At 73.5% G+C, this 26,917-nt stretch carries 16 protein-coding genes; 9 read left to right on the plus strand and 7 right to left on the minus strand.

What is annotated here, in order from left to right:
• The first annotated feature begins 5 nt into the window (after nt 1–5).
• The 4 genes from ABZ910_RS31455 (at nt 6) to ABZ910_RS31470 (ending at nt 12,858) form a co-directional block, all read left to right on the plus strand.
• Nucleotides 6–5,258 (plus strand): DUF3892 domain-containing protein, encoded by a 5,253-nt coding sequence (locus tag ABZ910_RS31455; RefSeq protein WP_361371776.1) that lies wholly within the window; start codon nt 6–8, stop codon nt 5,256–5,258.
• A 163-nt stretch (nt 5,259–5,421) separates the two neighbouring features.
• Nucleotides 5,422–10,140 carry a hypothetical protein gene (locus ABZ910_RS31460; protein ID WP_361371779.1) on the plus strand — a complete coding sequence of 1,573 codons (4,719 nt, stop codon included), beginning with the start codon at nt 5,422–5,424 and terminating at the stop codon, nt 10,138–10,140.
• Nucleotides 10,141–10,144: 4 nt separating this feature from the next.
• Nucleotides 10,145–11,830: a hypothetical protein gene (locus ABZ910_RS31465; RefSeq protein WP_361371782.1), complete on the plus strand. Its 1,686-nt coding sequence runs from the start codon at nt 10,145–10,147 to the stop codon at nt 11,828–11,830.
• 287 nt (nt 11,831–12,117) lie between these two features.
• On the plus strand, nt 12,118–12,858 hold the full coding sequence (locus ABZ910_RS31470; protein ID WP_361371785.1) for an SDR family oxidoreductase: 741 nt from the start codon (nt 12,118–12,120) through the stop codon (nt 12,856–12,858).
• Nucleotides 12,859–13,184: 326 nt separating this feature from the next.
• On the opposite strand, the gene ABZ910_RS31475 is transcribed toward ABZ910_RS31470, so the two are convergent.
• On the minus strand, nt 13,185–13,811 hold the full coding sequence (locus ABZ910_RS31475) for an alpha-ketoglutarate-dependent dioxygenase AlkB (RefSeq protein ID WP_361371788.1): 627 nt from the start codon (nt 13,809–13,811) through the stop codon (nt 13,185–13,187).
• Nucleotides 13,812–13,937: 126 nt separating this feature from the next.
• Between ABZ910_RS31475 and ABZ910_RS31480 the strand changes: the two genes are divergently transcribed.
• Together ABZ910_RS31480 and ABZ910_RS31485 are read left to right on the plus strand one after the other, a co-directional pair.
• Nucleotides 13,938–14,597 (plus strand): TetR/AcrR family transcriptional regulator, encoded by a 660-nt coding sequence (locus ABZ910_RS31480; RefSeq protein ID WP_361371791.1) that lies wholly within the window; start codon nt 13,938–13,940, stop codon nt 14,595–14,597.
• A 43-nt stretch (nt 14,598–14,640) separates the two neighbouring features.
• Nucleotides 14,641–16,314, plus strand: a complete 1,674-nt coding sequence (locus ABZ910_RS31485) for an FAD-binding dehydrogenase (RefSeq protein ID WP_361371794.1) — start codon at nt 14,641–14,643, stop codon at nt 16,312–16,314.
• Between the two features lie 7 nt (nt 16,315–16,321).
• On the opposite strand, the gene ABZ910_RS31490 is transcribed toward ABZ910_RS31485, so the two are convergent.
• On the minus strand, nt 16,322–16,675 hold the full coding sequence (locus tag ABZ910_RS31490; protein WP_361371797.1) for a DUF488 family protein: 354 nt from the start codon (nt 16,673–16,675) through the stop codon (nt 16,322–16,324).
• 218 nt (nt 16,676–16,893) lie between these two features.
• On the opposite strand from ABZ910_RS31490, the gene ABZ910_RS31495 reads away from it, so the two are divergent.
• Nucleotides 16,894–18,387 (plus strand): M1 family metallopeptidase, encoded by a 1,494-nt coding sequence (locus ABZ910_RS31495; RefSeq protein ID WP_361371800.1) that lies wholly within the window; start codon nt 16,894–16,896, stop codon nt 18,385–18,387.
• 35 nt (nt 18,388–18,422) lie between these two features.
• On the opposite strand, the gene ABZ910_RS31500 is transcribed toward ABZ910_RS31495, so the two are convergent.
• Nucleotides 18,423–18,674: a WhiB family transcriptional regulator gene (locus ABZ910_RS31500; protein ID WP_361371802.1), complete on the minus strand. Its 252-nt coding sequence runs from the start codon at nt 18,672–18,674 to the stop codon at nt 18,423–18,425.
• Between the two features lie 124 nt (nt 18,675–18,798).
• A complete protein-coding gene (locus ABZ910_RS31505; protein WP_361371805.1) occupies nt 18,799–20,019 on the minus strand; it encodes a saccharopine dehydrogenase C-terminal domain-containing protein in 1,221 nt (406 codons plus the stop codon).
• A 120-nt stretch (nt 20,020–20,139) separates the two neighbouring features.
• Here ABZ910_RS31505 and ABZ910_RS31510 point away from each other — a divergent pair, with 120 nt between their 5' ends.
• Both ABZ910_RS31510 and ABZ910_RS31515 read left to right on the plus strand, forming a co-directional pair.
• On the plus strand, nt 20,140–20,850 hold the full coding sequence (locus tag ABZ910_RS31510; RefSeq protein WP_361371808.1) for a TetR/AcrR family transcriptional regulator: 711 nt from the start codon (nt 20,140–20,142) through the stop codon (nt 20,848–20,850).
• A 121-nt stretch (nt 20,851–20,971) separates the two neighbouring features.
• Nucleotides 20,972–22,243 (plus strand): MFS transporter, encoded by a 1,272-nt coding sequence (locus tag ABZ910_RS31515; RefSeq protein WP_361371834.1) that lies wholly within the window; start codon nt 20,972–20,974, stop codon nt 22,241–22,243.
• Between the two features lie 4 nt (nt 22,244–22,247).
• Here ABZ910_RS31515 and ABZ910_RS31520 read toward each other — a convergent pair whose 3' ends face one another.
• The 3 genes from ABZ910_RS31520 to ABZ910_RS31530 form a co-directional block, all read right to left on the minus strand.
• Nucleotides 22,248–22,703, minus strand: coding sequence for a cyclic nucleotide-binding domain-containing protein (locus ABZ910_RS31520; RefSeq protein ID WP_361371811.1), 456 nt, complete (start codon nt 22,701–22,703; stop codon nt 22,248–22,250).
• Between the two features lie 269 nt (nt 22,704–22,972).
• On the minus strand, nt 22,973–25,216 hold the full coding sequence (locus ABZ910_RS31525) for an FUSC family protein (RefSeq protein ID WP_361371814.1): 2,244 nt from the start codon (nt 25,214–25,216) through the stop codon (nt 22,973–22,975).
• A 148-nt stretch (nt 25,217–25,364) separates the two neighbouring features.
• Nucleotides 25,365–26,741, minus strand: coding sequence for an NAD(P)/FAD-dependent oxidoreductase (locus ABZ910_RS31530; protein ID WP_361371817.1), 1,377 nt, complete (start codon nt 26,739–26,741; stop codon nt 25,365–25,367).
• Nucleotides 26,742–26,917: the final 176 nt, after the last annotated feature.

A 26,917-nucleotide genomic window follows, 5' to 3' on the forward strand; every position in this document is an offset into this window, starting at 1 on the left:
ATACGTTGAGCGGCCTGATCTTCCTCTCCTGGGTCCGCGAGGGCCTCGCCGCCGCCGGCGGGGCCGTCGACGCCACGTCCGGGACCATGCCCTCCCGTACCAGCGTCACACTCCGCCCCCGCCTCACCGGGCGGGACTCCGTGCCCGTGCCCGCCCGGCTGCTCGGGCCGGGCGACGTGACCGGTCTCGACAGCGCCCAGGTGATCCGAGACTTCCCCGCCGCCGACACGCCCGACGCCGAACCGCACCTCTTCCCCGCCGTCGAGTTCGACCGGCCCGACCTGCCCTGGCTGTTCACCCCGGCCGCCGCCACCACCGAGGGGCGCCTGCGCCCCTGGCTGGTCCTGGTCGTCGTCGAGGCCGGGCACGCCGCACTCCTGCCGGGCGACGGCGGCCTGCCCCGGCTGCGCTGCCGCCGCTCCGAGCTCCCCGACCTCGCCGAGTCCTGGGCCTGGGCACACGCCCAGGTGGCAACCGACGGCGGCGCCGACGACACCGAGGTCGACCGGATCCTCGCCGAGGAGCCCGACCGCACCCTGTCGCGGCTGCTCTGCCCGCGCCGGCTCCACCCACGCACCCGCTACCTCGCCGCCGTCGTGCCCGCCTTCGAGGCCGGCCGGCTCGCCGGACTCGGCCTGCCCGTCCCCGACGGGGACCTTCAGCCCGCCTGGCCCACCGCGGCCGAACGCCCCGGCGAGACCGAATGGCTGCTGCCCGTCTACCACCACTGGCGCTTCGGCACCGGCCTCGACGGCGACTTCGAGTCCCTGGTCCGCGCCCTCACGCCGCGCGCGCTGCCCGGCGACGTCGGCACCCGGCCGATGGACGTCGGCGGCGCGGGCGGTGGCCTGCCCGAGCTCGCCCCCGGGCATCCCGGGCGCGTCCTCGACCTGGAGGGCGCGCTGCGCTCCGCCGGCACCGACCCGCGCCCCTGGCACCCCGAGACGGCCGCCGCGTTCCGTACCGCCTACCGGGCGGCACTCGACGCCGGCCCGCTCAACACCGAACTCACCCCGCCCGTCTACGGCTCCGCGCAGGCCGGCACCACGGGCCTGCCCTCGCCCCAGGCCGGGCCCGCCTGGCTGCGCGAGCTCAACCTCGACCCCCGGCACCGAGCCGCCGCCGCGCTCGGCGCGGAGACGGTGCACCGCAACCAGGAGGACCTGGTCGCCGCGGCCTGGGACCAGGCGGCCGAACTGCGCCGCGCCAATGAGGTCCTGAGGCAGGGGCAGCTGGCCCGGACCGTCGCCGAGAGCCTGCACCGCCGGCTGCCCGGCGCGACCACCAGCGGAACGCGCGCGGGCGACGACCGGCTCGACGCCCGGATGCTGCAGATGACCTCCGCCGTACGGGACGCGGTCGACTACGGCGACGGCACCGCCGCCACGGAGTTGAGCCGCAACAAGGAGGCCAGGGCGGCCATGGACCCCGCCTTCCGGCGGCTGCTGCGCCCCGGCGGGCCGATCGCCCGCCGCGCGGCGGCCCCCGGCGCCGCCCCGGCCACGACCGACACCGCGGCGACCGGGCTCGCCGCCTCGCTGGCCCGCCGTACGGAGCAGGCCGTACCGCCGCTCGCCACCCCCGCCGGGCTCACCGGCGTGGACGACCTCGCGGGCCACGAGACCTTCGAGGCGCTGAAGGCCGACCGGCTCCTCACCCGCTGGTGGGAGAAGGACCTCGTCGAGCCGCAGGAAGGGGTGGCCCCGGCCGTCCCCAGCGTGCGCTGGGTCGGCGCGGCCATGGACAACCGCGTCTTCGTCGTCACCGGCGACGGCCGGCTGATGTCCCGGGTCACCCAGGCCGACGTGCCCGGCTGGGTCGACCACGGCTGTCCGCCCGGCACCACCTGCGGCTCGCCGCCGGTCGCCGTGCGGGACCTGCACGTGTTCGTGATCGGCGCCAACGGGCGGCTCTGCCAGCTGCGTTGGGACGGCGACCAGTGGACTTGGATGGACCACGGCGTGCCCACCGACGGCCGTCCGCTGGTACCCGGCGAGGGACGGCTGACCACCGCCGTCCGGTATCGGCCCCCCTCCGGCCCGTCCACCACGACCTACCTCGACCAGGCCGCCTACGCCGTGGACGAGAACGGCAACCTGTGGGGGCTGCGCGGTCGCGAGGACTCCTGGCACTGGACCAAGATCGGTATGCCCGGCGGCTTCTGGATCACCGGGGTGCGCTCCCAGGACCCCTGGGAGCTGCTGCTCGTCAACCGCGTCGGCCATCTGCTCCAGCTCACCCACAACGGCACCGCGTGGGTGCACCGGGACCTCAACGCGGTGATGGCCGCGGGCGCCGGGTTCACTCCCGACCGGGGCGTGCCCGTCCGCGCATCCGACGGCAAGTACTACGGCATCGACGCCAACGGCGTCCTGTACATGACCCTGTGGTTCGGCGGCAACGCCCTGTGGCCGCCGATCAACATGTCCGCACCGGTGTCCCGGGTCCTCGGCCTCGGCCACGACGCCAACGCCATGATCTCCACCAGCGACTCCTCGGTGTTCGTGATGCCTCCGAGCGGCACTCTCCCCGGCGGAGGGCGGGTCCCCGCCGGATCCGACCAGGGTGTCCAAGGATCCGCGTACGGCCGCCTCGTCCACGTGGTCGCCGACGGCCAGCTGATCGTGACCGATCGGACCGGCGACAACGCCTGGCACCAGTTGGGGCGGCCCGAGTTCGGCGGCAAGGGCGACCCCGCCGCGTACCCGCCCCGGCACATCCGCTGGAGTCCCAGGCTCGGCTTCCTCTCCCACCTGCTCGTCGGCCATGTCGATGCCCCGAACGGGCCGAACATCCCCTACCTTCGGCTGGGCCGTGCCACCGACTTCGACGGCGCCGTACGAGGCGGCTGGCAGCTGAAGCCCGCCCTGACCCAGGCGCCCGGCGGCGGCATGGTGGCCGAGACCACCCAGGGCTTCGGCATCGCCGTCGGGGACCTGGACAACGCCGCCACGGACTCGTCCCATCGCCCCGACGTCGTGGTGTTCTGGATCGAGGAGCACGAGAACCACGGCCACTTCGGCAACTTCGGCCGCTACCTCATCGGCCGCGACCTGGACGCCGACGCCAACCCGACCTCCTGGATCGGCCCCGTGGACTTGCCTACGCCCATGTCCACCACCGCCACGTCGAGCGGCGGCCTGACCGAGGCCGTGTACGTGCAGGCCGGCAGCTGCACCCTGGCCGACCTCGACGGGGACGGCAACCAGGAGCTGCTCGTCGCCTACCTGGGCGGACTCAAGGGCAACCGCCGGCTCTTCCTCCGCATCGGCTGGAACATCTCGCCCGACACCGGCGTCGCCCGCGGCGGCTGGTCCGACTCCGTCGAGATCCCCTGGCCCGGCCGCCCCGACGACTACGCCCCCGTCGTCTACGGCATGGACATCGCCGTCGCCGACCTCAACGGGGACCTGCGCCCCGAGCTGGTGGTGATGCTCATGGAGCAGACCCCGAGCGGCGTACGCGGCTCCTACCGGATCGGCTGGAACATCAACGCCCGCGGCCGGATCAAGGACAACGTCTGGAGCCCCGTCGTCCCGATCCCCGGTGCCTTCGACAAGGTCGCGGGGGCGGGCATCACCGTCGCCGACTTCAGCGGTACCGAGAAACCCGACCTCGCCGTCCTCGTCCTGGAGGACGGGCCGACCGCCAACTCCGCCTCGTACCGCATCGGCTGGGACATCGAGGGCGCGGGAGCGCCCCGTTCCTGGTCCGATCCGATGCCCGCCGACGCCGGCTCCTGGTACGGCTGGATCAACCAGGGCGCCGGCATCGCCCTGGCCGACCTGCCCGGCACCGTCGCCGAACGCCGCAGGACCATCACCTCCGACTTCCGGGACGCGGCCAAGATCCACCAGAACGCTCTGCTCGCCGCCCAGGACCGCGCCCTGCGGGAGCACGAACCCGTGGTGCCGCTGCGGCAGCTCGCCGCCGCCGTGCGCACCGCGACCGAGCCCGAGCGCACCGTCACCGCCCGCGTCGTCGCCCGGGTCGACGGCGCCGACCTGGCGGGCTCCGGCCTGCCCGACCCGCTCGGCCCGCTGCTCGCTCCGCCGTCCTTCGCCCAGCCGATGGCCGAACTGCTCACCGAGCTCGGCAGCGACCACCTGCTGCCCGGTGTGCACAACGTCCCGCCCGAGACGGTCACCCTGCTGCGCGCCAACGGCCGCTTCATCGAGTCGTTCCTCGCCGGCGCCAACCACGAGCTGGGCCGTGAGCTGCTCTGGCGCGAGTTCCCCACCGACCGCCGGGCCACCGCCTTCCGTCACTTCTGGGACGCCCGCGGGACGGTCGCACCCGGGCAGGAACAGCCCGACGTGCCGCCGATGCGCGACTGGGGTCGGTTCGGCCGACTCGGTGAGACCCTGCGTCGTCCGCCCGGCGGAGACGACGCCGTCGTGCTGCTCGTGCGCGGCGAGGTCGTGCGGCGCTTCCCCTCGCTCGGCCTGCACGCCCGGCGCGCACTGGCTCCGGGGGGCCCCGGCGGCCCGCGCCGGCTGGGGGAGGAGCGCCTGGAGCCGGTGTTCTCCGGGGAGATCGGCAGCGACGTCCTCTTCGTCGGCTTCCCGCTCACCGTCGCCGCCGCCCTCGGCTCGGACACGGACCCCGGCTGGTTCTTCGTCTTCGAGGAGCACCCCACGGCGCCCGCCTTCGGCCTCGACAACCCGCCGAAGGACGCCGTGTACGGGCCGGGGCCGTTCACCTGGCGGGACGTCACCTGGGCGGCGACGGTCCGCAGCGCGGTGGAGCTGGCCGCGCTGACCCACCTCGGGACTCGGCCCGCCTTCGGCACCGACCCGCGCCCGCTGCACCCGGGCTCCGACGCGCCCCGGCTCTCCTGGGCGCACAACGCGTCCACCCTGGCGCACATCACGCTCCAGCAGCCGGTACGGGTCGCCCACCACGCCTCGGCGCTGCTGCCGCTGCACGGGCCGGGCCTGCGGATCACCCACGTCCGCAAGCGCGTGCCCGGCAGCGACCGGGTCTTTGTCCGCGAGATCGCCGGACGGCACCCGGACGGCAGTTGGTGGCGGATGTCCAGGGCGGAGGCACTCGCTGCCCTCGACGGCCGCCAGGCGCTGTACGTCGAGCAGACCCCGGGCCGGCGTGTCGCCGTCGCCGCCGCCTCCGGCGGCAGCGGCGGCCGTTACCTACGCGCCGAGGCGAACGCCGAGCCCGGGGACAACCTGCTGGCGCTGCCGGCCATCCCGGACGAGGCGTATCAGGTGCAGCCCGCCTACCCGCCCGTGAGCTCGTGACCGCTGCGGTACGACACCGCCGTACGCAATCGCCGTACTGCCGTGCTCGTACGACTTTGCCGCCCGGCCCGGCCCTGAAGCCGGCCGGGCCGGGCGGCCCGCCGCCCTCCCTTTGCCGGCCCCTTCGCCTTCCCTCCGTACGACTCCACCTGGACGGACGTAGATGACCACGCCACCGCCTCCCGCCTGGAACCTCCCCACCACCCTGCCCGTGGTCCTGCTGCCCGTCCGGCTCGAGACCCGGTTCACCGCCACCGAACTCCTCGTCCGCATCTATCCGGACGAGATCCACATCGACACCCACGAGGTGCCGCTCACCACCGACGAGGGGGAGTACGGCCGGCGCTATTGGCGGGCCCTGTGGGCCGCCCGCGGCGACCTGCCCGCCGAACAGGCCGCCTGGGGGGAGCTCGCCGACCGCTTCGGCGCGGAGCGGGCCGGCTGGATCGCCCGGGCCCTGTTCCCGCTCAACCCCTTCGACCAGCCCGGCATGGGCGGGGCCGGCGCCCAGCCGACGTTCCCCCCGACCGGCGACCCGCGCCCGGCGAGCTGGACCAAGCGGCCCGTCGCCCGCGCGCTGCCCACCCGCTGGTACGTCGTCGGCCGGCCGAAGGACCCGGCCGCTGCCGTCGTCACCCGGGTCGGCGGGCCGGTCGGCGGAGCGGCCGGCGGCCCGCTGCCCGTCGGCCCCGCGCCCACCGCCGACCTGGACCACCTCGACCCGGCTGCCCCGCCCACCGACGAGGCCACCCGCTGGCTGGTCGACTTCGCCGCCGCCGAGGCCGCCGGCATGGCGGTGCGGCTGCCCCGCGGCACCGGCTACGCCCAGCTCTTCGCCTACGGGGTGATGGAGAGTCAACCGACGCGGGCCACCGCCGAGTTGACCGAGCTCATCGAGGCGCACTACTACACCCGCGGACTCGGCTACGTGCCGCCCGGCGCCCCCTCCAACAACACCACGACCGCCGCGTCCCGCTACAGCCGCACCGACCCCGCCCACCGCGCGGCCTACCAGGTCCGGAGCACTGACAGCGCCCCCACCCACACCGACTCCAACGCCGTCGTCCTCGCCAGGGCGCTCGGCCTGCCGCTGACCGCCGCCTCCGGAGGCCCCGCCCCACTGGCCCGGGCCCGGGACGCTCAGCGCCGCGACCAGGGGGCCGCCCGCGACATGACCACCGCCCTGTGGGGCGCCACCTGGGGCTACTTCCTGAGCCAGTTCGGCGAGGAGCGCTTCCCCGAGGAGAAGGTGCGCGGCGCCCGCGAGCACGCCCGCCAGTACCTCCGCCCCGGCGGCCCGCTGCCCGCCGTGCGGATCGGCAGCCAGCCGTACGGCCTGCTGCCCGTCCTGCCGCTCGCCCGCTGGACCGATCTGGAGGGCACCGGCCTCGGCACGCTCCGGCTCGACCCGGCCGTCCCCGGCTTCCTGCGCACCCTGCGCGAACGGATCTGGGCGCCCACCGCCGCCGACCCGCACGCCGTCCCCCGGATCACCCGCGGCGCCGCCGCGCAGGACACCGTCGCCGAGATCCTCGGCATGGCCCCCACTGCCCGCCGTGTGCACGCCCGCAGCGCGCTCGGCACCGAGTACGTCGCCGATCTGTGGCGGTACGGCCCGCTCGGGCTCAGCGACGAGTGGCGTACCGGACTCGCAGGCCAGATGCGCGACCTCGCCGCCCGGCTCGGGCTGCCCGCCTGGGACTACGGACCCGGCCGCGTCCTGTACGCCAACCGCGCCTGGCCGCTCGACCACCCGTGGGTGCACGCCCCGGCCGGCACCCCCGGCGGCGCCCCCGACACGTACCTGGCCGCCCTCGCCCACCCGCTCGACCCGCCCTCCTGGGCCCACGTGCCCGGGGCCGGTGAGCGCGAGAACCTCCCCTGGACGCGCTGGTTGCACGACCTCGGCGGGAGCGACAGAACCGAGGCCGAGCGCGCCCTGACCACCCCGCTGCTCTACCGGCTCGCCCGGCACTCCCTGCTCGCCGAGTACGCCCGAGCCGTGGACCTCGTCCTCGGCTCGGGCCCCGCCGCCCGCCGCGAACCCGAGGTGGTCGACGCCGACAGCGACGACAGGACCGCGACCGTGTGGCGGCGCGCCAAGCGCCTCACGCCCGGCTCCGCCACCACCGTCGACAGCTATCTGTGGACCCCGGAGGCCAGGAACCGCCCCGAACTGCAGCCACTGCACCAGACGGTGGCCGCGCTCGAGGCGCTCGCCCCGCTGCCCGCCGAGGACCTGGAACGGCTGCTGGCGCAGAACCTCGACACCACCTCGCACCGCCTGGACGCCTGGATCACGTCCCTGGCCACCCGTCGGCTCGCCTGGCTGCGCCGTCCCGGCTCGCCGTACCCGTACGGCACCCACGTCGGCGGCTACGGCTGGCTGCTCGACGTGGTCCCACGCGAGACCAAGCCCGTCGAGGTCCCGGCCGCTCAGCGCCCCGAGGGCGAGCGCACCGACCCGCTCGCCGAGCCCGGCTCCGTCACGCCCTGGAAGCTGTACGCCGCCGCCGACACCGCCGGGCCGATCCACGCCCCGTCGCTGGCCCAGGCCACGACCGCCGCCGTGCTGCGCGCCGCCCAGCGCGCCCATGGCGACCGGCCCGACGCGCCCACCGCCATCGACCTGCCGTCCGCCCGGGCCCGCACCGCCGCCTGGATCCTCGACGGCGTCCGCCAGGGCCAGCCCCTCGGCGCCCTGCTCGGCTACCGCTTCGAACGCGCCCTCCAGGACCACCCGATCCGCACCCTCGCCTCCTGGACCGACCGCTTCCGCGCCCTCGCACCCACCACCGCCACCCACGTCGACCACGACGGCACGGTCAGCGAGACGATCGCCGCCCACGACGTCGTCGACGGCCTGCGACTGCACCGCCGGCGCGCCGCCGGACAGCTCGAACTCGTGCGCAACGTCGGCGTCCCGGCCACCGCCACCGACGAACTCGCGGCCCTGACGTCCGTACTGGACGACCTGGACGACGCCGTGGACGCGGTCGCCGACGCACTCCTCGTCGAGGGCGTCCACCAGGCCGTCCAGGGCAACCCCCTGCGCGCCGGCGCCACCGTCGACGCCATGAGCAACGGCGAGGCCCCGCCACCCGAACTGGAGTCGCTGCGCACCAGGAGGGGCGGCGACGCGATCACACACCGGGTGATCGTGCTGCTGCCGGAGCCGGCGAGCGAAGCGACGTCCGCCGTGGCCGGGACCTCTGCCGCACGTGCCCTCGCCGTCGGCGGCGGAGGCGCGGGGGAGACGCCGCCCATCGTCGTGCCGCCGCCGACCGACGACGGCCCCGGTGGGCCGCCCGGCAGCGGTGGGGGCGACGAGGGTCCGTTCGGCGGCGGTACGAACGGCGACGCGACGCCTGTCGAGCCCGTCCCCGCGACCGGCTGGGCCGCCGACCCGCTCACGCAGAGCCGTGCCCTCGCCGAGCCGGCCCTCGACACGTGGCTGACCGCTCTGCTCCCGGCGCCCGCCACCGTGGAGTTCGGAGTACGGCTCACCGACGGCACCGCCCGGAGCGTGCCGCTCGCCGGCGTACCCCTGTCGCCCTCGGACTGGCTCGCCCTCGGCCTCGACCCAGAGGCGCTGCCGGGCTCCGACCTGGAGCGTCATCTCCTCCTGCACGCGGACCGCCACCTGGCCGTCCACGAGCCCGACGCGCCCCGCCCGACCGCCGTGGACCCGGCGTCCGACGGTCTGGGACAGCTCCTGGAGACGGTCCGTGCCGCCCGCGAACTGCTGCGTGCCGCACGCCCGTTGCGCCCCGCCGACCTCGCCCTTCCGGAGGCCGCCGACCCCGCGGCCGTACCGGAGGACCTGAGCCTGGAGCCGCGGGCCACCAACGTCCGTACGGTCGCCCAGGCGGCCGCCGCCGACCTCACCGCGCAGGACGCCGTACGGCTCCACCGGGGCCTGGTCACGGCCAATCTGCTCGGCATCCCCGCGGCCGCCCCGCCGCTGCCCCCGCGCCCGGGCGCTCCGGCAGCCGAACTCGACGACCACACCGCCCTGTTGGGCAAGCTCGCCGCCGTGGTCATCCCCGAACTCACCCGCAGGCTCACCCGTCTCGCGGACCTCGACACGGCCGTCACCCACAGCAGGATCACCGTCCCAGAGTGGGCCCGGCAGGTGCTCACCACCCTGCTCGGCAGCGACCTGGTGCTGCTGCCCGGCTTCGCCGCGCCGGCGCCAGGACCGCTCACCGAGTCCCTGGCGAACGCCGACACCCTGCTCGCGGGCGACCCGCACGCCCCGGCCGGCTGGCTCACCCGCCTCGGCCGGGTCCGGCGCGGCGTCGAACGCCTCGTCACCAGCCTGGGGTACGCGGAGGCTCTGGAGACCGGGGACGCGCTGACCGCCGTCGTCGCCCAGGCCCCGTACCAGAGCCCCGGCGACCCGACCCGCGCCGAACGCTGGGCGGCCCTGCCCTCCGCCGCCGGCCGGTGTGCGGGCCCCCGGCTCTCCCTGGTCCTGCACACGCCCGGCGCCGCCGTCCCCGCCGACCCGGCCGCCATCCTGTCCGGACGGCTCCGCGGCCTCGTCGTCGACGAATGGACCGAGGTCGTCCCGCGCGACCGCCAGACCACCGGGGTCGCCCTGCACATCGACGCCCCCGACGCCGCACCCCCGCAGACCGTCCTGCTCGCCGTGCCGCCGGATGCCTCGCCCGTGTGGACCCCGGAGTTGCTCGGCGCCACCGTCGAGGCCGCCCTCGACCTGGCCCGGCTGCGCGCCGTGGACTACGAGGCCCTGCATCCCGACAGCCCCACGGCCGTCGCCGACATCGGCCAGCTCGCCCCCGCCGCCCTCCTCGCCATGAACACCCGGTACGAGGACGCGGTCGCCACCGACTTCACCCGCGGCCTGACGAGGTAACCCCATGGCATCGATCACCAGCTGGACCCGGCTCGAACCCCGCGCCCGCACCGGCGATCTGCGCCCCTCCCTGGAGGCGCAGGTGCACGACCCCGCCTGGATGCTCGCCCGGCAGTGGCAGCTGGGCGAGTTCCTCGGCGACGACGCCGGCACCCCCGTCTGGGTCCGGGTCCGCGGCAACGCCGACCGGCTCACCCGCTACCGGCCCGGACCCGCCGCGGGCGCCGCCCTGCCTTATGACGGCGCCACCCCCCTGGAGGCCCTCGCCGAGGCCGAGCCCGAAGGGCCCCGCGCCACCTCCACCGATCTGCGCTCCGGTGCCGAGGCCGGACAGCATCTGCTGCGGCTGCTGCGTGCCGCGGACCTGCCCGCCGAGGCGCTGTCCGAGGCGGTCGCCATGATGCTCGACGACTTCCCGCTCGGCCTCACCGGCGAGGAGGGCACGGCGGACGCGGCCACCGAGCGCTACCTCTCCGTACTGCGGGGCCGGGTGCCCGACGGGCACGCCCTCGCCTTCACCCTGCACGCCGCGCCGTCCACCCCCGAGGAACCCGGCTGGGGCCTGCCGGCCGCGGCCTTCGCCGTGCTGCGGGACTGGCTCGCCTGGTACGACGCGCGCCACATGACCGCCCCCCAGGGCGCGTCGCCCGCCTGGGACGCGCGCCGCCTGGAGCACCGCTTCTCGGTGGGCCTGTCCGAGGGTGGCACGCCGGCTACCCTCACCGCGCCCGGCTATCAGGGCGGCACCCTGGACTGGACGGACTTCACCGCGGACGGCGACACCGGCCTGGCGGCGCCCGCCGCCCGCGAGAGGCTGCTCAGCACCACGTTCCCCGCCCCGGTCCGCTTCCCCGGCATGCCCGCTCGCCGCTACTGGGAGTTCGAGGACGCCCGCGTCGACCTCGGCGGCGTCGAGGCCGACCCGTCCGACCTGGCCCGGATGCTGGTCGCCGAGTTCGCCACCGTCTACGGCAACGACTGGTACGTCGTCCCCGTCGACGTACCGGTGGGCAGCCTCACCACGATCACCTCGGTCGTCGTCGGCGACACCTTCAGCTCGGAACTCGGCGGCCCCACCCTGCTGCCGGCCCCCGGCGCGGGCACGGGCGACGCCCACTGGTCGGTCCACCGCCTCAGCACCGGGGACGGCGGCCGCCGCACCGGGCTGTTCGTCCCGCCCGTCACCGTCGGCACGCTGGAGAGCGAGCCCGTCGAGGACGTGCTGCTCGCCAGGGACGAGGGCGCCAACCAGGCCTGGGCCATCGAGCGCCGCGTCCCCACCCCGCTCGGCGGCTCCCTGGACCGCACCCGCACCTCTCCGGACCCGCGGCCCATCCCCGCGCGCCCCGGCGGCACCGCCGCCTACCGGCTGCGCACCGACGTCCCCGCCCACTGGTTCCCGCTCCTCCCGATCGAGCCCCGCCCCGGCGCGTACGTGCTGCGCCTCGGCCACCTCGACGGCCCCGACGGAATCCCGCTGCGCCCACTGGGCGGCCTGCTGAACCCCGGCCTGCCGAGCGCTTACGACCTCTTCGCCGAGGAGGTTCCGCGCGAAGGCGTCACCCTCACCCGCACCCACCAGTACGCCCGCACCACCGACGGCCGCAGCCTGCTGTGGACCGCCCGGCGGGCCCGCCCGGGCCGCGGGGAGTCGTCATCGGGCCTGCGTTTCGACCAGCTCGAGGAGTGAGGCGCTGCTCTGTTCGGCGGCGACGGAACCGGTCGCCCCGTCGCCGCAGACCATGAAGTCGATGCGCGATCCGGCGGGCACGGGACACGTCCTGTTCGCCACGGATGACGCGTCTCGTCGGTAGATGCGCGATTGCGAGACCGCGTGGGCCACGGCCCCGGCTGGACCATGATCAACGATCGGCCCGGCGTGGGTCCGTCCCCGTCCTGGAATGAGCCCTCAGGATCATCAGTGACACGAGGAACAACCGACTGCATGTCGTTCCTCTCGGCTTGGAGGAGCGTTCCATGACTGCAGAACTGGACGGATCCACCGCTCTTGTCACCGGCGCCACCGCCGGCATCGGCCGGGCCATTGCCCTTCGCCTGGCAGCGTCGGGGGCCTCGGTCATCGTCCACGGGCGGGACGAGCAGCGAGGTGCTGAGACCGTCAAGGAGATCGCTGCCGCAGGCGGGAAGGCCCGGTTCGTTGCTGCTGATCTGAGCAGCTCTGAAGAGGTCCTGCGTCTTGCCGCTGAAGCAGGCGAGGTGGACATTCTGATCAACAACGCCGGCATCTACCGGTTCGCCAGTACGCCGGACACCACCGCCGAGATGTTCGACACTCAGATGGCCGTCAACTCACGTGCGCCGATGCTCCTGGTCGGTGCCCTCGCCCCGGGAATGGCTGCACGCGGGCGTGGCGCCATCGTGAGTCTGAGCACAGCGGCGGCTACCACGCCGGCGCGGGAAGCGGGCGCTTACGGGGCCTCCAAAGCTGCACTCGAACTTCTCACACGAGTATGGGCTGACGAGTTCGGCGCCCAGGGCGTCCGCGTGAACGCCGTGGCCCCGGGCCCTGTCCATACCCCCGGGACGGAGGAGATGGGAGGCGAAACCCTCCAGGCGATCGGGCGAACCACCGTGCTGGGGCGGGTCGCGGACCCTGAAGAAATCGCGGAAGCGGTTCTGTTCCTTGCCTCCCCGCGCGCCAGCTACATCACCGGCGCGGTTCTCGAGGCACGCGGCGGACAGCTCGCGATCGGCTGACTCCGAGCCGGGATGTCCGTGGACTGGTCGGCGTCCCCGACGGGAGAGGCCCACACCACGAGCAGCGGCTCGATGTCCGAGAGCGGCCCGTTCGGGCACGAGGCGAAGGTCCGCGGGTGCCGCGTGGTAGTTCCGAGGGTGCTGACGCAGTTTGCGTACTCGCGGCGGGCCTGAGTCGCGCCGGAACCGCCGCGGTGCTGCCGTGCACCAGGTAGGTGTTGTCGGCGACTTGGCGTACGTCTGTGCGTATGTTCTCCCGAGTTCTGAGTGTCCGGCCCCGTCGGGGACAGCCAACCAGATGTCCGGGCGTGGGACGCGCAGGGCGCTCAGCGCACGCCGCGCGGACGGAACTGGATGCTGATGCGCGGTCCCGTGGCGCGCGCGGTCTTGGGGATGCAGTGCTCCCACGTCCGCTGGCAGGAGCCGCCCATCACGATGAGATCGCCGTGACCGAGCGGCCGCCGCACCGTGTCACCGCCGTGCACCGGGCGCAGCAGTAGGTCCCGGGGAGCGCCTACGGAGAGGATGGCGACCATCGTGTCCTCGCGCGCGCCCCGCCCGATGCGGTCGCCGTGCCAGGCCACGCTGTCCCTTCCGTCCCGGTAGTAGCACAGCCCCGCCGTCGTGAAGCGCTCGCCCAGCTCGTCGGCGTAGTGACGGGAGAGCGCGTCGCGCGCCTCGACGAGCACCGGGTGGGGGAGCGGGTCGCCGGCGGAGTAGTGGGCGAGCAGCCGGGGGACGGCCACGACGTTGTCGTACATCTTGCGTCGCTCGGCATGCCAGGGCACGTCCGCGGCCAGCCGCTCGAACAGGGCGTCGGCGCCGCTCAGCCAGCCGGGCAGCACATCGATCCAGGCGCCGGAGCCGAGCTCGGTCCGGCGTGTCCCGTCGAGGGCGCCGAGCCGCAGCTCGTCGCTCTGGTCGAACAGGGAGCCCTGGAGGTGCGTGGCCATGGGGCCAGCGTACCGCTTAATCGAAAATATGTTCGTGCACCCCGACCGTCGCGATCTGGTGCCGCTCCGAACTTTCGATGCATTCATGTATCGGATACATTCGCGTATCAAACGACGGGAGGGGCGATGCCGGCGATGGAGGAGACCGCCAAGCGCGTCACCAAACGCCGTGTCCGCACGCGGGCGCGGCTGCTCGACGCCGCGTTCACCGTGTTCGCCGCCAAGGGCTTCGGCCGGGTCTCGATCGAGGAGGTCTGCGAGGCCGCCGGCTTCAGCAGGGGCGCCTTCTACTCGAACTTCGCCACCCTGGACGAGCTGTTCTTCGCCCTGTATCGGGAGCGGGCCGACCTCATCGCCGCCCAGGTGGCCGACGCGCTCGCGCTCGACGGACCCGACCTGGACGTGACCGCCTCCGTGGACCGGGTCACCGAGGTGCTCCTCCTGGACGTGGACTGGCTGCTGGTGAAGACCGACTTCCTGGTGCACGCCGCCCGCGACCCCGACGTCGCCCAGGCCCTGCTGGACCACCGGGCGCGCCTGCGCGGCGCGATCGCCGAGCGGCTCTCCCGGGCCAGGGGCCACACCGAACTCCCGGCCGTCCTGGGCGACGTGGACGGCGCCGCCCGCGCGGTGGTCGCCGCCTACGACGGAGTCACCACCCAACTGCTCCTGGACCGGGACGTGGAGCATGCCCGCGCCTGGCTCAAGCAACTGCTCACCGCCCTGCTGACCGACGGCAGCGGCACCCCTCCACGAGCCACTCCTCCACGCGCCACCCCCGCATGAGTCGCATCAGCCGTACGAGTCGTATGAGGAAGGAACGGTCGCCATGGACGCGGACGTCATAGTCGTCGGAGCAGGCCTCGCCGGTCTGGTCGCTGCGCACGAACTCACCAGCCGGGGCAGGCGCGTTGCCCTGGTCGAGCAGGAGAACGCCGCCAACCTCGGCGGGCAGGCGTTCTGGTCCCTGGGCGGCCTCTTCCTCGTCGACTCCCCGCAGCAGCGCCGCATGGGCGTCAAGGACTCCTTCGACCTCGCCTGGAACGACTGGCAGGGCAGCGCACAGTTCGACCGGCTCGCGGACGAGGACTCCTGGGCGGTGCGCTGGGCCCGCGCCTACGTCGAGTTCGCGGCCGGGGAGAAGCAGCCCTGGCTGGAGGGGCACGGCATCTCCCTGCTGCCCACCGTCGGTTGGGCCGAGCGCGGTGACCTCCGCGCGGATGGGCACGGCAACTCCGTTCCCCGCTTCCACATCGCTTGGGGCACCGGCATCGGCGTCGTCGAGCCGTTCGCGCGCCATGCCCAACAGGCCCAGCGCGACGGTCTGTTGACCTTCCACCACCGGCACCGGGTGGACGAGCTGGTCATCGAGGAGGGCGAGGCGCGCGGAGTGCGCGGCACCGTCCTCGCCGACGACGACGCACCGCGCGGCGTCGCCTCCAACCGCGACCCGATCGCCGAGTTCGAACTCACCGCCCAGGCCGTGATCGTCACCAGCGGCGGCATCGGCGGCAACCATGACATCGTGCGCCGGTACTGGCCCGAGCGGATGGGCACCCCGCCCGCCGAGATGGTCACGGGCGTGCCGGCGTACGTCGACGGCCGGATGCTCGACATCAGCGCCGACGCGGGCGTACGGCTGGTCAACCGCGACCGCATGTGGCACTACACCGAGGGCCTGCAGAACTGGGACCCCATCTGGCCCGGTCACGGCATCCGCATCCTGCCCGGCCCGTCCTCGGTCTGGCTCGACGCCCTCGGCCGCCGCCTGCCCGACCCCTGTCTGCCCGGCTACGACACCCTGAGCACCCTCCGGCACCTGCGCACCGCCGAGGACATCGCGGGACACGACCACTCGTGGTTCGTCCTCACCCGGAAGATCATCGAGAAGGAGTTCGCGCTGTCGGGCTCCGAGCAGAACCCCGACATCACCGCCAAGGACCGGGGCGCCGTGCTGCGCGACCGCCTGCTCGGCAAGGGCGCCCCCGGCCCGGTCCGGGACTTCCTGCGCAACGGCGCGGACTTCGTCACCGCCGACACCCTCGAGGGGCTCGTCGAGAGGATGAACGCGCTGACCGGCAAGCCGCTCCTGGACGCCGTCCAGGTGCGCCGTCAGATAGAGGCGCGCGACCTGCAGATGGCCAACCCCTACAGCAAGGACTCCCAGATCCAGGGCATCCGCAACGCCCGCCGCTACATCGGCGACCGCCTCGGCCGCGTCGCCACCCCGCACCGCCTCCTCGACCCGGCCGCCGGACCGCTGATCGGCGTCAGGCTGCACGTCCTCACCCGCAAGACCCTCGGCGGCATCCAGACCGACCTCGACTCCCGCGCACTCGGCGCCGACGGGGAGCCCATCGGCGGTCTGTACGCGGCGGGCGAGGTGGCCGGCTTCGGCGGCGGAGGCGTCCACGGCTACAACGCCCTGGAGGGCACCTTCCTCGGCGGCTGCCTGTTCTCCGGGCGCGCGGCGGGCCGGGCGGCGGCGCGGCAGACCGCCTGACTCCGGCTCAGTCGCTCTGCAGTAGCCGCGCCAGGATCGAGGCGTGACTCCGCTCCGGCGTCTTGGACGCGGTGAGCAGGGTCACCGGGCCCTTGCGGGCCGACTCCCTGAGGCCGTCGAGGAGTTCGACGGCCTCGGGAGCGGCGAGCTCGGCGTCGTAACGGCTGCGGAACTCCTCATACGACGCGTCGCCCGCGTGGTACCAGCGGCGCAGCTCGGTCGACGGAGTGAGGGCCTTGGGCCACTCGTCCACCTGCGCCGCCTCCTTGGACACTCCGCGCGGCCAGAGCCGGTCGACCAGGACGCGCAGGCCGTCCTCCGGCTCGGGCGGTTCGTAGATGCGGCGCACGCGGACGCTCACGGTCGGGGCCCCTCTCGGGTCGCGGATGGCCGCGCTCCCGTTCTCGGGGCGCGGACGGCTTCGCGAGCCTACTGCGACGGGTCGCGCCGACCGGTGGGCGACCCGGCGCCACCTGGCCTGACGGCGCGTGACTTGACCTGAACGTGAGGGCATTTCGGGGCCGAAGGCGCCTAATCTGTGGCAGATCGATCGTCGGCCACCCGCCCCAAGGAGCGCACGTGACGCCAGTCCGCCGCCAGGCCGCAAGACGCAGCCGCCCGGCCCTCCGCCGCCGGGCCGTCCTCGCCACCGTCCCCGTCGTCGTGGCGGCCCTCCTCGCGACCGCCGCTCCGGCGACGGCGGGGACGACCGGTTCCTTCGGTACGATCGCCCCGTACGGCCCGCTCGTAGGACCCGCAATGGCCGGGACCACCGGCTCGTCCGGCGCGGGCGACCCGTACTTCCCGCTGGCCGGCAACGGCGGATACCACGTCCGCCACTACGATCTGACGCTCCGTTACGACACCGCCTCCCGCCGCCTCGACGGCACCGCGGTGCTGACGGCCCGCGCGACCCAGCGGCTGACCCGCTTCGACCTCGACTTCACGGGGCTGAAGATCACGCGCCTCGCGATCGACGGCGCTGCCGCGTCCTACCGCCGGGACGGCCAGGAACTCGTCGTCACCCCGCGCCGCGCCCTGCGCGAGGGGCAGGAGTTCCACGTCACCGTCACATACCACGGCATTCCCAAGCCCGTCACCGACCCCGACGGCTCACCGGACGGCTGGATCCCCACCGACGACGGGGCGTTCGTCGCGGGCGAGCCGCAGGGCGCGATGACCTGGTTCCCGGCGAACAACCACCCCAAGGACAAGGCCTCGTACGACTTCACGCTCACCGTGCCGAAGGGCCGCACCGCGGTCGCCAACGGCGTCTTCCTCGGCCGGCGCACCGCCCAAGGACAGACCACCTTCCGCTGGCGGCAGGCCGAGCCCATGGCCGCCTACCTGGCCACGGCCACGGTCGGCACGTTCGACGTCGAGCGCTCCACCACCCGCGACGGCATCCAGGTGTACAACGCCGTCGACCCACGCGAGGCGAAGGCCGCCGCGCCGGTGCTGAAGAAGCTGCCGTCCGTGCTGGAGTGGGAGAGCAAGCTGTTCGGCCGCTATCCGTTCCGCGCCGCCGGATCGATCGTCGACCGGGCACCCGACGTCGGATACGCCCTGGAGACCCAGGGCCGCCCCCTCTACGACTCCGCCCCCGCCCTGTCGACCCTCGTCCACGAGAACGCCCACCAGTGGTTCGGCGATTCCGTCTCGCTCACCACCTGGAAGGACATCTGGCTCAACGAGGGCTTCGCCACCTATGCCGGGTGGCTCTACAACGAACAGCACGGCGGGGCCAGCGCGCAGAAGACCTTCGACACGCTGTACGCCCGCCCGGCGAGCGACCGCCTGTGGGCGTTTCCGCCCGGCACCCCCGGAAGCGGCGCCAACATCTTCGCCACCCCCGTCTACGCCCGCGGCGCCATGACGCTGCACGCACTGCGCAAGTCCGTCGGCGACCGGGTCTTCTTCCACATCCTGCGCGCCTGGGCCGCCGAGCACCGCCACGGGCACGGTACGACGGCCCGGTTCACGCAGCTCGCCGAGCGCGAGTCCGGGAAGGACCTGGACGGGCTGCTTCGGACCTGGCTGTACACGGACGGGAAGCCGGACCGGTCCGCGTGACCGGCTGAACGACCCCCTCCGGGAGCGCCGGTGGCTCACCCGGAGGTCCGCCGCGACGGCGCCCGCCGGGCCAGCGCGCGCCGTTCGGACTCGGTCGTCCCGCCCCAGATCCCCGAGACCGGCGCGGCCGTCAACGCCCAGTGCAGGCACGGCTCGCGGACCGGGCAGTGGCCGCACACCGCCTTCGCCCGCTGGATCTGCGACACCGACGGGCCGGCGCCGCCGATCGGGAAGAAGAGGTCGGGATCCTCATGGCGGCACCGCGCCCGGTCTCGCCAGTCGTCCATCGAACTCACCTGCGCTCCACGTCGCCTCTGCCGTCGGTTGTCCGGTGTTCGTGTCCGGGTCACCGCAAGGGGCGCGGGTGAAACGACTTGGGTTTCGTGTGAGCGAGAACGGATCCAAGGCCGATCACTGCTCGCGCAGGCCCCACGGAGAGCCGTACTCCGTCAGCATGTCAAGGAACGGGCGGGCCGGGAACGCCTCCGGGCCGAGGACGCCCGCGCCCGACCACGCGCCGTCGGCGAGGAGTTCGAGCGCGACGACCGGGTTGACCGCCGTCTGCCAGACCACGGCCTGGCAGCCGTACTCGGCCATCGACCACTGGTTGTCGACCACGTGGTAGAGGTACACCTCGCGCGGCGCACCGTCCTTGGTGCCGCGCACCCACGTGCCCGCACAGGTCTTGCCGTGCATGCGCTCACCCAGCGTCGCCGGGTCGGGCAGGCAGGCGGCGACCACGTCGCGCGGCGACACCGCGACCGGGCCGCCGGGCCCCGGCACGGTGACCGGGGCGGTACGGTCCAGGCCGAGCAGGTGCAGCGTCTTCAGCTTGTCGATGAACTCCCGGCCCAGCCCGTACTTGAAGGTGACGCGCCGCGCGTCGACCCAGCGCGGGACGAGCAGCACCTCCTCGTGCTCCACGTTCACGCACTCCACCGGACCGATGCCCTCGGGGAAGTCGAACACCTCGGGCTCGCTGAACGGTGCCGTGGTGAACCAGCCGCGCCCGGCCTCGTAGACGACCGGCGGGTTGAGGCACTCCTCGATGGTGGTCCAGATACTGAAGGACGGGGCGAAGTCGTAGCCGTCGACGGTGAGGTTCGCGCCGTCGCGGATGCCGATCTCCTCGATCTCGTCGAAGAGTTCGTCGGCCGCGTACCGGGCGAACACGTCCGACAGACCGGGTTCGACGCCCATGCCGACGAGCGCGAGCGCGCCCGCCTTCTCCCACTCGGCGGCCAGCTCGAACTGCTCGTCGCCCAGCTTGACCGCGCACTCCTCGTACGGGCGCTCGGTGTGCGGCCGGGACAGGGACATCGCCATGTCCAGGTACATGGCTCCGGCGGTGCGGGCCGCGCGGAACAACGGCATCACGAAGCGCGGGTCGGTGGCGTTGAGCAGGACGTCGCAGCGGTGGCGGGCCAGCAGCTCGGCCACCGCCGCCTCGTCGCTCGCGTCCACGCGCTCGGCACGCAGCCGGGACTCGTCCGGGCCGAGGGCGGCGACCGCCGCCTCGGCCCGCGCGAGGTCGTAGTCGGCGACCACCATCAGGTCGAAGAACGAACGCCGGGCGGCGATCCGCGTGATGGCGGTGCCGACACCGCCTGCTCCCACGAGCAGCACACGCATGAGGAGTCTCCCTCTCGAGTCGATTCGAAGTCGGACCTGGCGCGCCGTGCCCGGAATACAACGCCGACGGGGCGCGTAAGGTCAATGGCGTTGGCATAAGAGCCTGGAGGGAGACGAGCCGTGCCGAAACCGGTGGTGCCCGAGGAGAAGCGGCGCCGACGCCGTCCCACCAAGGCCGGAACCGTGCTGTCCGAGCCGCTGATCGTCGAGACCGCGCTGCGCATGCTGCGTGAGCACGGCAGCGCCGGGCTCACCGCGCGCCGCCTCGGTGTGGCCCTCGACTGCGATCCCAGCACCCTGTACCGCTACTTCCGCGGCATGGACGAGCTGACCCTGGCCATCGGTGACGCGCTCATCGGGCAGGCGCTGCGGGGATGGGAGCCGACCGGGCGGTGGCGGGCCGATCTGCGCGCGATCGGGCTGCGCATCCACGCCGCGTACGTCGCCCACCCGCAGGCGGCCCTGCTCACGGCGAACCGGGTCACCGGCCGTGCCCACGAGCTGGCCGCCGACGAGGCCGTGCTGGACGTGCTGCGCACGGCCGGCTTCCCCCTGCCCGACACCGTGCGCATCTACCACGCCTTCATCGACCAGACCCTGGCCTTCGCGGCCCTCGACGCCGCGTCGCTGGCCCTGCCGAGGGCCTCCCAGCGCGCCGACGACGACAAGTGGCGCTCGACCTACGCCCACCTGCCCCGCGCCACCCACCCCCGCATCGCCGAGGCGGCCCCGCTCCTGGCCACCCGCATGCTGACCAGCGCCTACCCGACGGCCCTCGACATGCTGCTGGACAGCGCGGACCGCCGGCTGACCCGGGTGGCCGGATCCTGAGACAACCGAGTCGGCGGTCACAGGAGTTGCTGCGATAGTGAAGCCCGAATCGAAAGATGTATCGAGCAACAGGAAGCCCGTGGACACGAGCGAGAGCAGCAGCACCGAATTCGACACCCCGGTGCCCGCCACCGACCGCACCGCCGACGCCCCGCCCCGGCGCGGCTGGCGCCGCTGGGCGATGGACACGCGCCCCCTGCGCCGCCCCGCCTACCGCCGGCTGTGGTCGTCGACGATCGTCACCGCGGTCGGCAGCCAGCTCACCGCCGTCGCCGTACCCAAGCAGATCTACGACATCACGCACTCCTCGGCCTGGGTCGGCTACGCGAGCCTCGCCGGTCTGGTGCCCATGGTCGCGTTCGCGCTCTGGGGCGGGGCGGTCGCGGACACGGTCGACCGCCGCAAGCTGCTTTTGGTCACCAACAGCGGCATCGCCGTCACCTCGCTGCTCTTCTGGGCGCAGGCCGTCACCGGGCTCCGGTCGGTCCCCGCCCTGATGGTTCTGCTCGCGCTGCAGCAGGCGTTCTTCGGCCTCAACTCCCCGGCCCGCAACGCCTCCGTGGCCCGGCTGGTCCCGGCGGAGGAACTGCCCGCCGCGGGTGCGCTCGGGACGACCGTCATGCAGACCGGCCTGGTGGTGGGACCGCTGCTGGCCGGTGTGCTGATCCCGGTCATCGGGCTGCCCGAGCTGTATCTCATCGACGCCGTGGCCCTGTGCGTCGCCGTATGGGCCGTCCTGCGGCTTCCCCCGCTGCCGCCGCTGGGCGAGTCGTCCGGCCGCCGGGCCGGCCTGCGCGAGATCGCGGACGGGTTCCGCTACCTCTCGCTGCACAAGGTGCTGCTGCTGTCGTTCCTCGCCGACATCGTCGCGATGGTCTTCGGCATGCCCCGCGCGCTGTTCCCGCAGCTGGCCGCTCAGACCTACGCGTCGTACGGGGAGGGGCTGGCGCTCGGTGTGCTGTTCGCGGGCATCCCGGTCGGAGCGGTGGTCGGCGGCCTGTTCTCCGGCACGTTCTCGCGGGCGCGGCGGCACGGCTGGATGGTGATCGGCGCGGTGGTGGGCTGGGGCGTGGCCGTCGCCGGGTTCGGGCTGAGCCGGAACCTGTGGGTCGCCCTGGCATTCCTGGCCGCCGCCGGGGTCGCCGACATGGTCTCCATGGTCTTCCGCGGGGCGATCCTGCTGGCCGCCGCCACCGACGAGATGCGCGGCCGCATGCAGGGCGTGTTCACGGTCGTCGTCGCCGGGGGACCGCGCCTCGCCGACGTGCTGCACGGCACGGCCGGCTCCGCCTTCGGCCCGCGCGCCGCGGTCGTGGGCGGCGGTCTGCTGGTCGTCGTCGTCATGCTGGGCCTGGCCGCTGCCATCCCGGCCCTGCGCCGCTATCGCGTCTGACGGCCTACAGGGGGCTGCGCCGGCCCAGCGCGTACTGCTCCATCAGCTTGCCCCGTGTCATCTCCAGACGGTGCGCGAGGATCTCGGCGACGGTCCGCACCAGCGACAGCCCGAGCAGCGGATCCTCCACGCACAGGCCCAGCACGGCCGCCGCGTCGTACTCGTAGGCGCGCACCGGACTGAAGGCCACCGCACCGAAGTCCCAGGTGTACGGCGGGAAGAGCCATGACCACCCGAGCAGGTCGCCGGCGCCCAGGGTGGCCACGGTCACCCGCTGGTGGCTGGTCACCGGCTGGTCCAGGTTGACCGCGCCGGAGCGGATCACCCAGAACCGGTCGGCGGTGCCTCCCGCCTCGAAGATCCTGGCGTCCTCGGGGAAGGACACCTCCTGCGCCAGCTCCATCAGACGCTCGCGCTGCGGTTGCGGAAGTGCGGTCAGCAGCTTTATCGCTTTGGTCATGACGTGGGCTCCTCGCCGGCGGGGGATCCGGTGTTGTGCCTACGCCCATTTCAGCCGCTACCGACGTCACGGGCACCTCGGCGGGGCGGGGTGACTGGGGGCGGCGGCCGGGAGGCATGAAAAAGCCCTGGCTGGACGGGGGAGACCAGCCAGGGCCGTAGACGGTGGCTCAGGGAGGACGCGCGGGGTCGACTCCGAGGCCACGTATGGATGAACACTAAACCAACAGGGCGGATTTCACGTACTTGTGAGCGGTCACGTGATCCTTTTCACTCGCGGACGACCGGCACCCGCAGCGGCCGGGCCAGCCCCAGCACCGCTTCGTCGAGGCGCTGCAACTGCCGCAGCACCCGGTCGGTCACCTGGCCGTAGCGCGGGGCGGCCGGGGTGCCGGGCTTCAGCAGGGAGGTGATGGTGGGGCCGGTCTTGACCTCGGAGCGGGAGTGCCGGTTCGCGACGCGCGCGGCGATCGCCTGGATGTTGTGCACGATCCGGCTGCCCACCACGCGCAGCCGGGGGTCCGCCGAGATCGACGGGTTCGTGGGCAGGAGTTCGGCGGTGGCAGCCAGGGCGCGCGCGTGGTATGCGCAGGTCTCCAGCAGCGCCACGACATAGCGGGCCGTGTTCCGGCGGGCGCGCTGCGGTGCGATCGGGTGGGTCAGCGGCTGCGTGGAGTCGCGCAGATCGGCCAGCGCCTGGTCCAACTCGCGTGCCTGGTCGAGCAGATCCACCGGGTGCGCGCCGCTCAGCTGGTCGACGGCGGTACGTGTGACGTCGGCCAGCCGGTTGAGCACGGTGACGAGGAGCTCGTTCGTGCGGTAGTCCGTGTGCACCGGCAGGACCAGCGCCGCCGCGATGATCCCGCAGGCCGCGCCCAGCGCCGTCTCCTCGATGCGCAGCACCAGGACGCCGACGGTGTAGGTGTTGAGCAGCGTGTACAGCATCCCCAGCGCGCCCGTGACGCAGAACGACATCAGGGTGTAGGAGAGCGGCGCCACGTACCACATCGCGAAGATGAACACGAGCACGAGCGCGAACGCCGTCAGCGTGTGGTGGCCGATGAGTCCCGCGAGCCCGACACCGGCCACCACGCCGAGCACGGTGCCCAGCAGCCGGCGATAGCCCTTGACCAGGATCTCCCCGGTGGACGCCGTGTTGATGAAGACGATCCAGCAGGTCACCACCGCCCAGTACCAGCGCTGACCGGACAGCAGCTCCCCGCCGGCGATGGCGAGCGCCGACCCGACCGACACCTGCACGGCCGCGCGGGTGGTGGAGCGCCGCAGACCGGTGGCGTCCGCCTCCGCCGCCTTGCTCTCCTCGGCGCCGAGGATAGCGGCGTCCTCGGTGTCCAGCTCCTCGCGCGAGCGGGCCGTGGCGGGGCTGTCGTCGGACTCGTCCTGCGGCCCGTCGAGGGCGATCCGCAGGCCCATGACCGCCCGCGTCGCCTCGCCCACACCGCGGAAGACGTCCTGTACGGCGGGCGGCACGTCCGGCAGGTTCTCCTCCTCCCGGTAGCCGAGCAGCCGGTTGCGTACGTGGGCCAGCGCGGTCCCTGTGCTCTCGCTCCTCGGGCGCTCCACGAGCAGGCGCAGCGACGCCAGGTCGCGGCGCAGCATGGCCTTCGCCTCGCCCCGCACCGGCCGCTCGGCTCCCGCGGGCAGCAGCGCTCCCGGCAGATGCAGGGTGAGCGTGTCCGCCCGCTCGGCGCTGCGTGCCGTGAGCACCAGCAGCCCCAGCCGCTCGGCGGCGATCTCGGCGTCCGCGATGCGTCGTTGCAGCAGCCGCGCCACCGCCGGGTCGGAGGTCCCGTCCTCCAGCCGGCCCTGGATCATCAGCGCCGTCTCGTCCAGCCGGGCGTTCCTCACCCGGACGTCCTCCAGGACCTTCTCCACCTCGTCCGGGCCGGCGTCGAGCAACTCGATCTGTGCCGTGATGAGCTGGGCGAGCCGGGCCCGGAAGGACCGGCGCAGCCGTTCGAGGATGCCCTCGGGCGAATGCGGGGTGAGGGCGAAGCGGGCCACCGTGCTGCACACGAACGCGATGACGACCGTGGCGTACAGCTGCGGCAACGTCGCGACGGTCGCGTGCACGAACACGGAGATGAAGTAGAGCTGGAAGGCGATCGTCCCGAGTGCCGTGCCGCGGTCGCCGAACCGGCGGCTGTAGACGGCGCAGAAGATGAGCGCGACGAAGACCAGGTCGCCGATCACGACGAGCGGGTTGAGCAGCGCGGCGAGCGACATGGAGCAGAGCGCCACCAGCAGACCAAGCGCAAGAGTGAGGGCCTGGCGCTCTCGCTCCTTCTCCCGGATCGAGTACGTGGCGACCATCGCCGTCATGGCGCCGGCGACCTGGCGGGGCACTTCGGCCCCCAGCAGGGTGAGCACCACCACGGTGAGGGCGACGGCCAGTACGACGCGCAGACCCGCCGCGAGTCGCAGTAGCCCGGGGTCGGACGCCGCGACGCGGTCCCACAGCTTCGCCCCTAGCGACCATCGCGCTGTTCTCACGCCGCCGTGCTCTCTCCCGTGTCACGCCGTGATCTCCGACCCAGCATGGCACGGCGTCCCCGACCCGGCACGATACGCCCCCGCTCCGGAAAAGCGACCACCGGCCGCCGACCGGACGTGCGGGGCCGGCGGTCGGTGGTGATCCGTGTCAGCGCGCCGGGCTGTCGGCGTCCTGGGCGGCCACGTGCTCGCGCACCTGCTCGGGGGTCAGATACATGCTGGTGTGTTCGAAGTCCTTGAGTCGCTTGTTCACCTGGAAGCCGGTGCGCACGAAGTCGGCGCCCGCGACCGCGTTGATCGTCCAGTTCGTCATCACGCGCGTCTTGGCGACGTTGGTGCGCAGCGCCGCCCAGTGGTAGGCGCGGGCGACGGTCTCGGCGGGCACCCCGCGCAGTTCGACGCCCAGCGTCCTGGCCAGCGCGTCCGTGCCGCCCAGGTCGACGACGAGTCCCAGGTCCTTGTGTACGTACGGGCGCATCGGCTGGTTGCGCAGGGTGGCGATGACGTTGTCGGCGACCACCTTGCCCTGCCGCATCGCATGCTGGGCGGTGGGCGGGCAGATGGCGCCCTCCTGGTGCTTGGCCAGATCCGGGACGGCTCCGGCGTCGCCGAGTGCGAAGACCCCGTCGTGGCCCGGCACGGCCATCTCGGGGGTGACCGCGAGCCGCCCCCGTACGGTCTCCGCGCCGAGCGTGGCGATCAGCGGGCTGGCGGTCACCCCGGCCGTCCAGATCAGCGTGTGGGTCGGGACCACGCGGCCGTCGGTGAAGGTGACCTCGGTCGGACCCGCCTTCTCGATGGAGACGCCCAGGGAGATCTCGATCCCGCGGCGGCCGAGGATCTCCTCGGCGCTGCGGCCGAGCTTCTCGCCGAGCTCCGGCATCAACTTCGGCGCGACGTCGATCAGATGCCATTTGATCAGGGTCGGATCGAGCCGGGGGTAGCGCTCCAGCGCCTCGTGCGTCAGCTGCTGCAGACACGCGGCGGTCTCGGTGCCGGCGTATCCGCCGCCGACCACGACGAACTGCAGGCGCGCGGCGCGCTCCGCGGGGTCGTTGCTGGCGTCGGCGAGGTCGAGCTGCGTGATGACGTGGTCGCGCAGGTAGGCGGCCTCGGCGAGGGTCTTCATACCGAAGGCGTTGTCGGCGAGCCCGGGGATGTCGAAGGTGCGGGTGACGCTGCCCGGGGCCAGCACGATGTAGTCGTACGGCTCGTAGACGAGGTCGCCGGTGATTTTCTGGACGACGCAGACCTTGGCCTTCAGGTCCACGCCGATCGCGGTGCCCGGGAGGATCCGGGTGCGGTACCTCCTGCTGCGGCGCAGCGAGACGGCGATCGACTGGGGCGTCAGCACGCCGGAGGCGACCTGGGGCAGCAGGGGCAGATAGAGCTGGTAGGAGTGCGGCGTTGCCAAGGTGAGGTCGGCCTCTCGGGGGCCGAGTATGCGTTCCAGACGGCGAACGCACGCCACTCCGGCGAAACCTGCGCCCACCACCAGGATCCTGGGTCGTGTCACGGTGTTCATCCCTTTCTGCGGCTCCAGGCGGTCCGATTCGACGCTGTGCGCATGCCCGGGATCGCTGCTTCGCATCACACCGATCCCACCGCGTTTCGAGCCGCCGCGCCAGCCGGACGCGGCAGGCAGAGGCACTCGGGGGCGGCGGACGTGCGGGCACCGAACGGCGTCACCCCTGCACGGCC

This window comes from Streptomyces sp. NPDC046805 (genome assembly GCF_040645355.1).
Classification (GTDB): Bacteria; Actinomycetota; Actinomycetes; order Streptomycetales; family Streptomycetaceae; genus Streptomyces.

Bases quoted from the DNA above. Each gene is read 5' to 3' on its own strand.
- ABZ910_RS31520 (WP_361371811.1), bottom strand. From the start codon at position 22,703: ATGACCAAAGCGATAAAGCTGCTGACCGCACTTCCGCAACCGCAGCGC.
- ABZ910_RS31465 (WP_361371782.1), top strand. From the start codon at position 10,145: ATGGCATCGATCACCAGCTGGACCCGGCTCGAACCCCGCGCCCGCACC.
- ABZ910_RS31470 (WP_361371785.1), top strand. From the start codon at position 12,118: ATGACTGCAGAACTGGACGGATCCACCGCTCTTGTCACCGGCGCCACC.
- ABZ910_RS31530 (WP_361371817.1), bottom strand. From the start codon at position 26,741: ATGAACACCGTGACACGACCCAGGATCCTGGTGGTGGGCGCAGGTTTC.
- ABZ910_RS31480 (WP_361371791.1), top strand. From the start codon at position 13,938: ATGCCGGCGATGGAGGAGACCGCCAAGCGCGTCACCAAACGCCGTGTC.
- ABZ910_RS31505 (WP_361371805.1), bottom strand. From the start codon at position 20,019: ATGCGTGTGCTGCTCGTGGGAGCAGGCGGTGTCGGCACCGCCATCACG.
- ABZ910_RS31460 (WP_361371779.1), top strand. From the start codon at position 5,422: ATGACCACGCCACCGCCTCCCGCCTGGAACCTCCCCACCACCCTGCCC.
- ABZ910_RS31500 (WP_361371802.1), bottom strand. From the start codon at position 18,674: ATGGACGACTGGCGAGACCGGGCGCGGTGCCGCCATGAGGATCCCGAC.
- ABZ910_RS31485 (WP_361371794.1), top strand. From the start codon at position 14,641: ATGGACGCGGACGTCATAGTCGTCGGAGCAGGCCTCGCCGGTCTGGTC.
- ABZ910_RS31475 (WP_361371788.1), bottom strand. From the start codon at position 13,811: ATGGCCACGCACCTCCAGGGCTCCCTGTTCGACCAGAGCGACGAGCTG.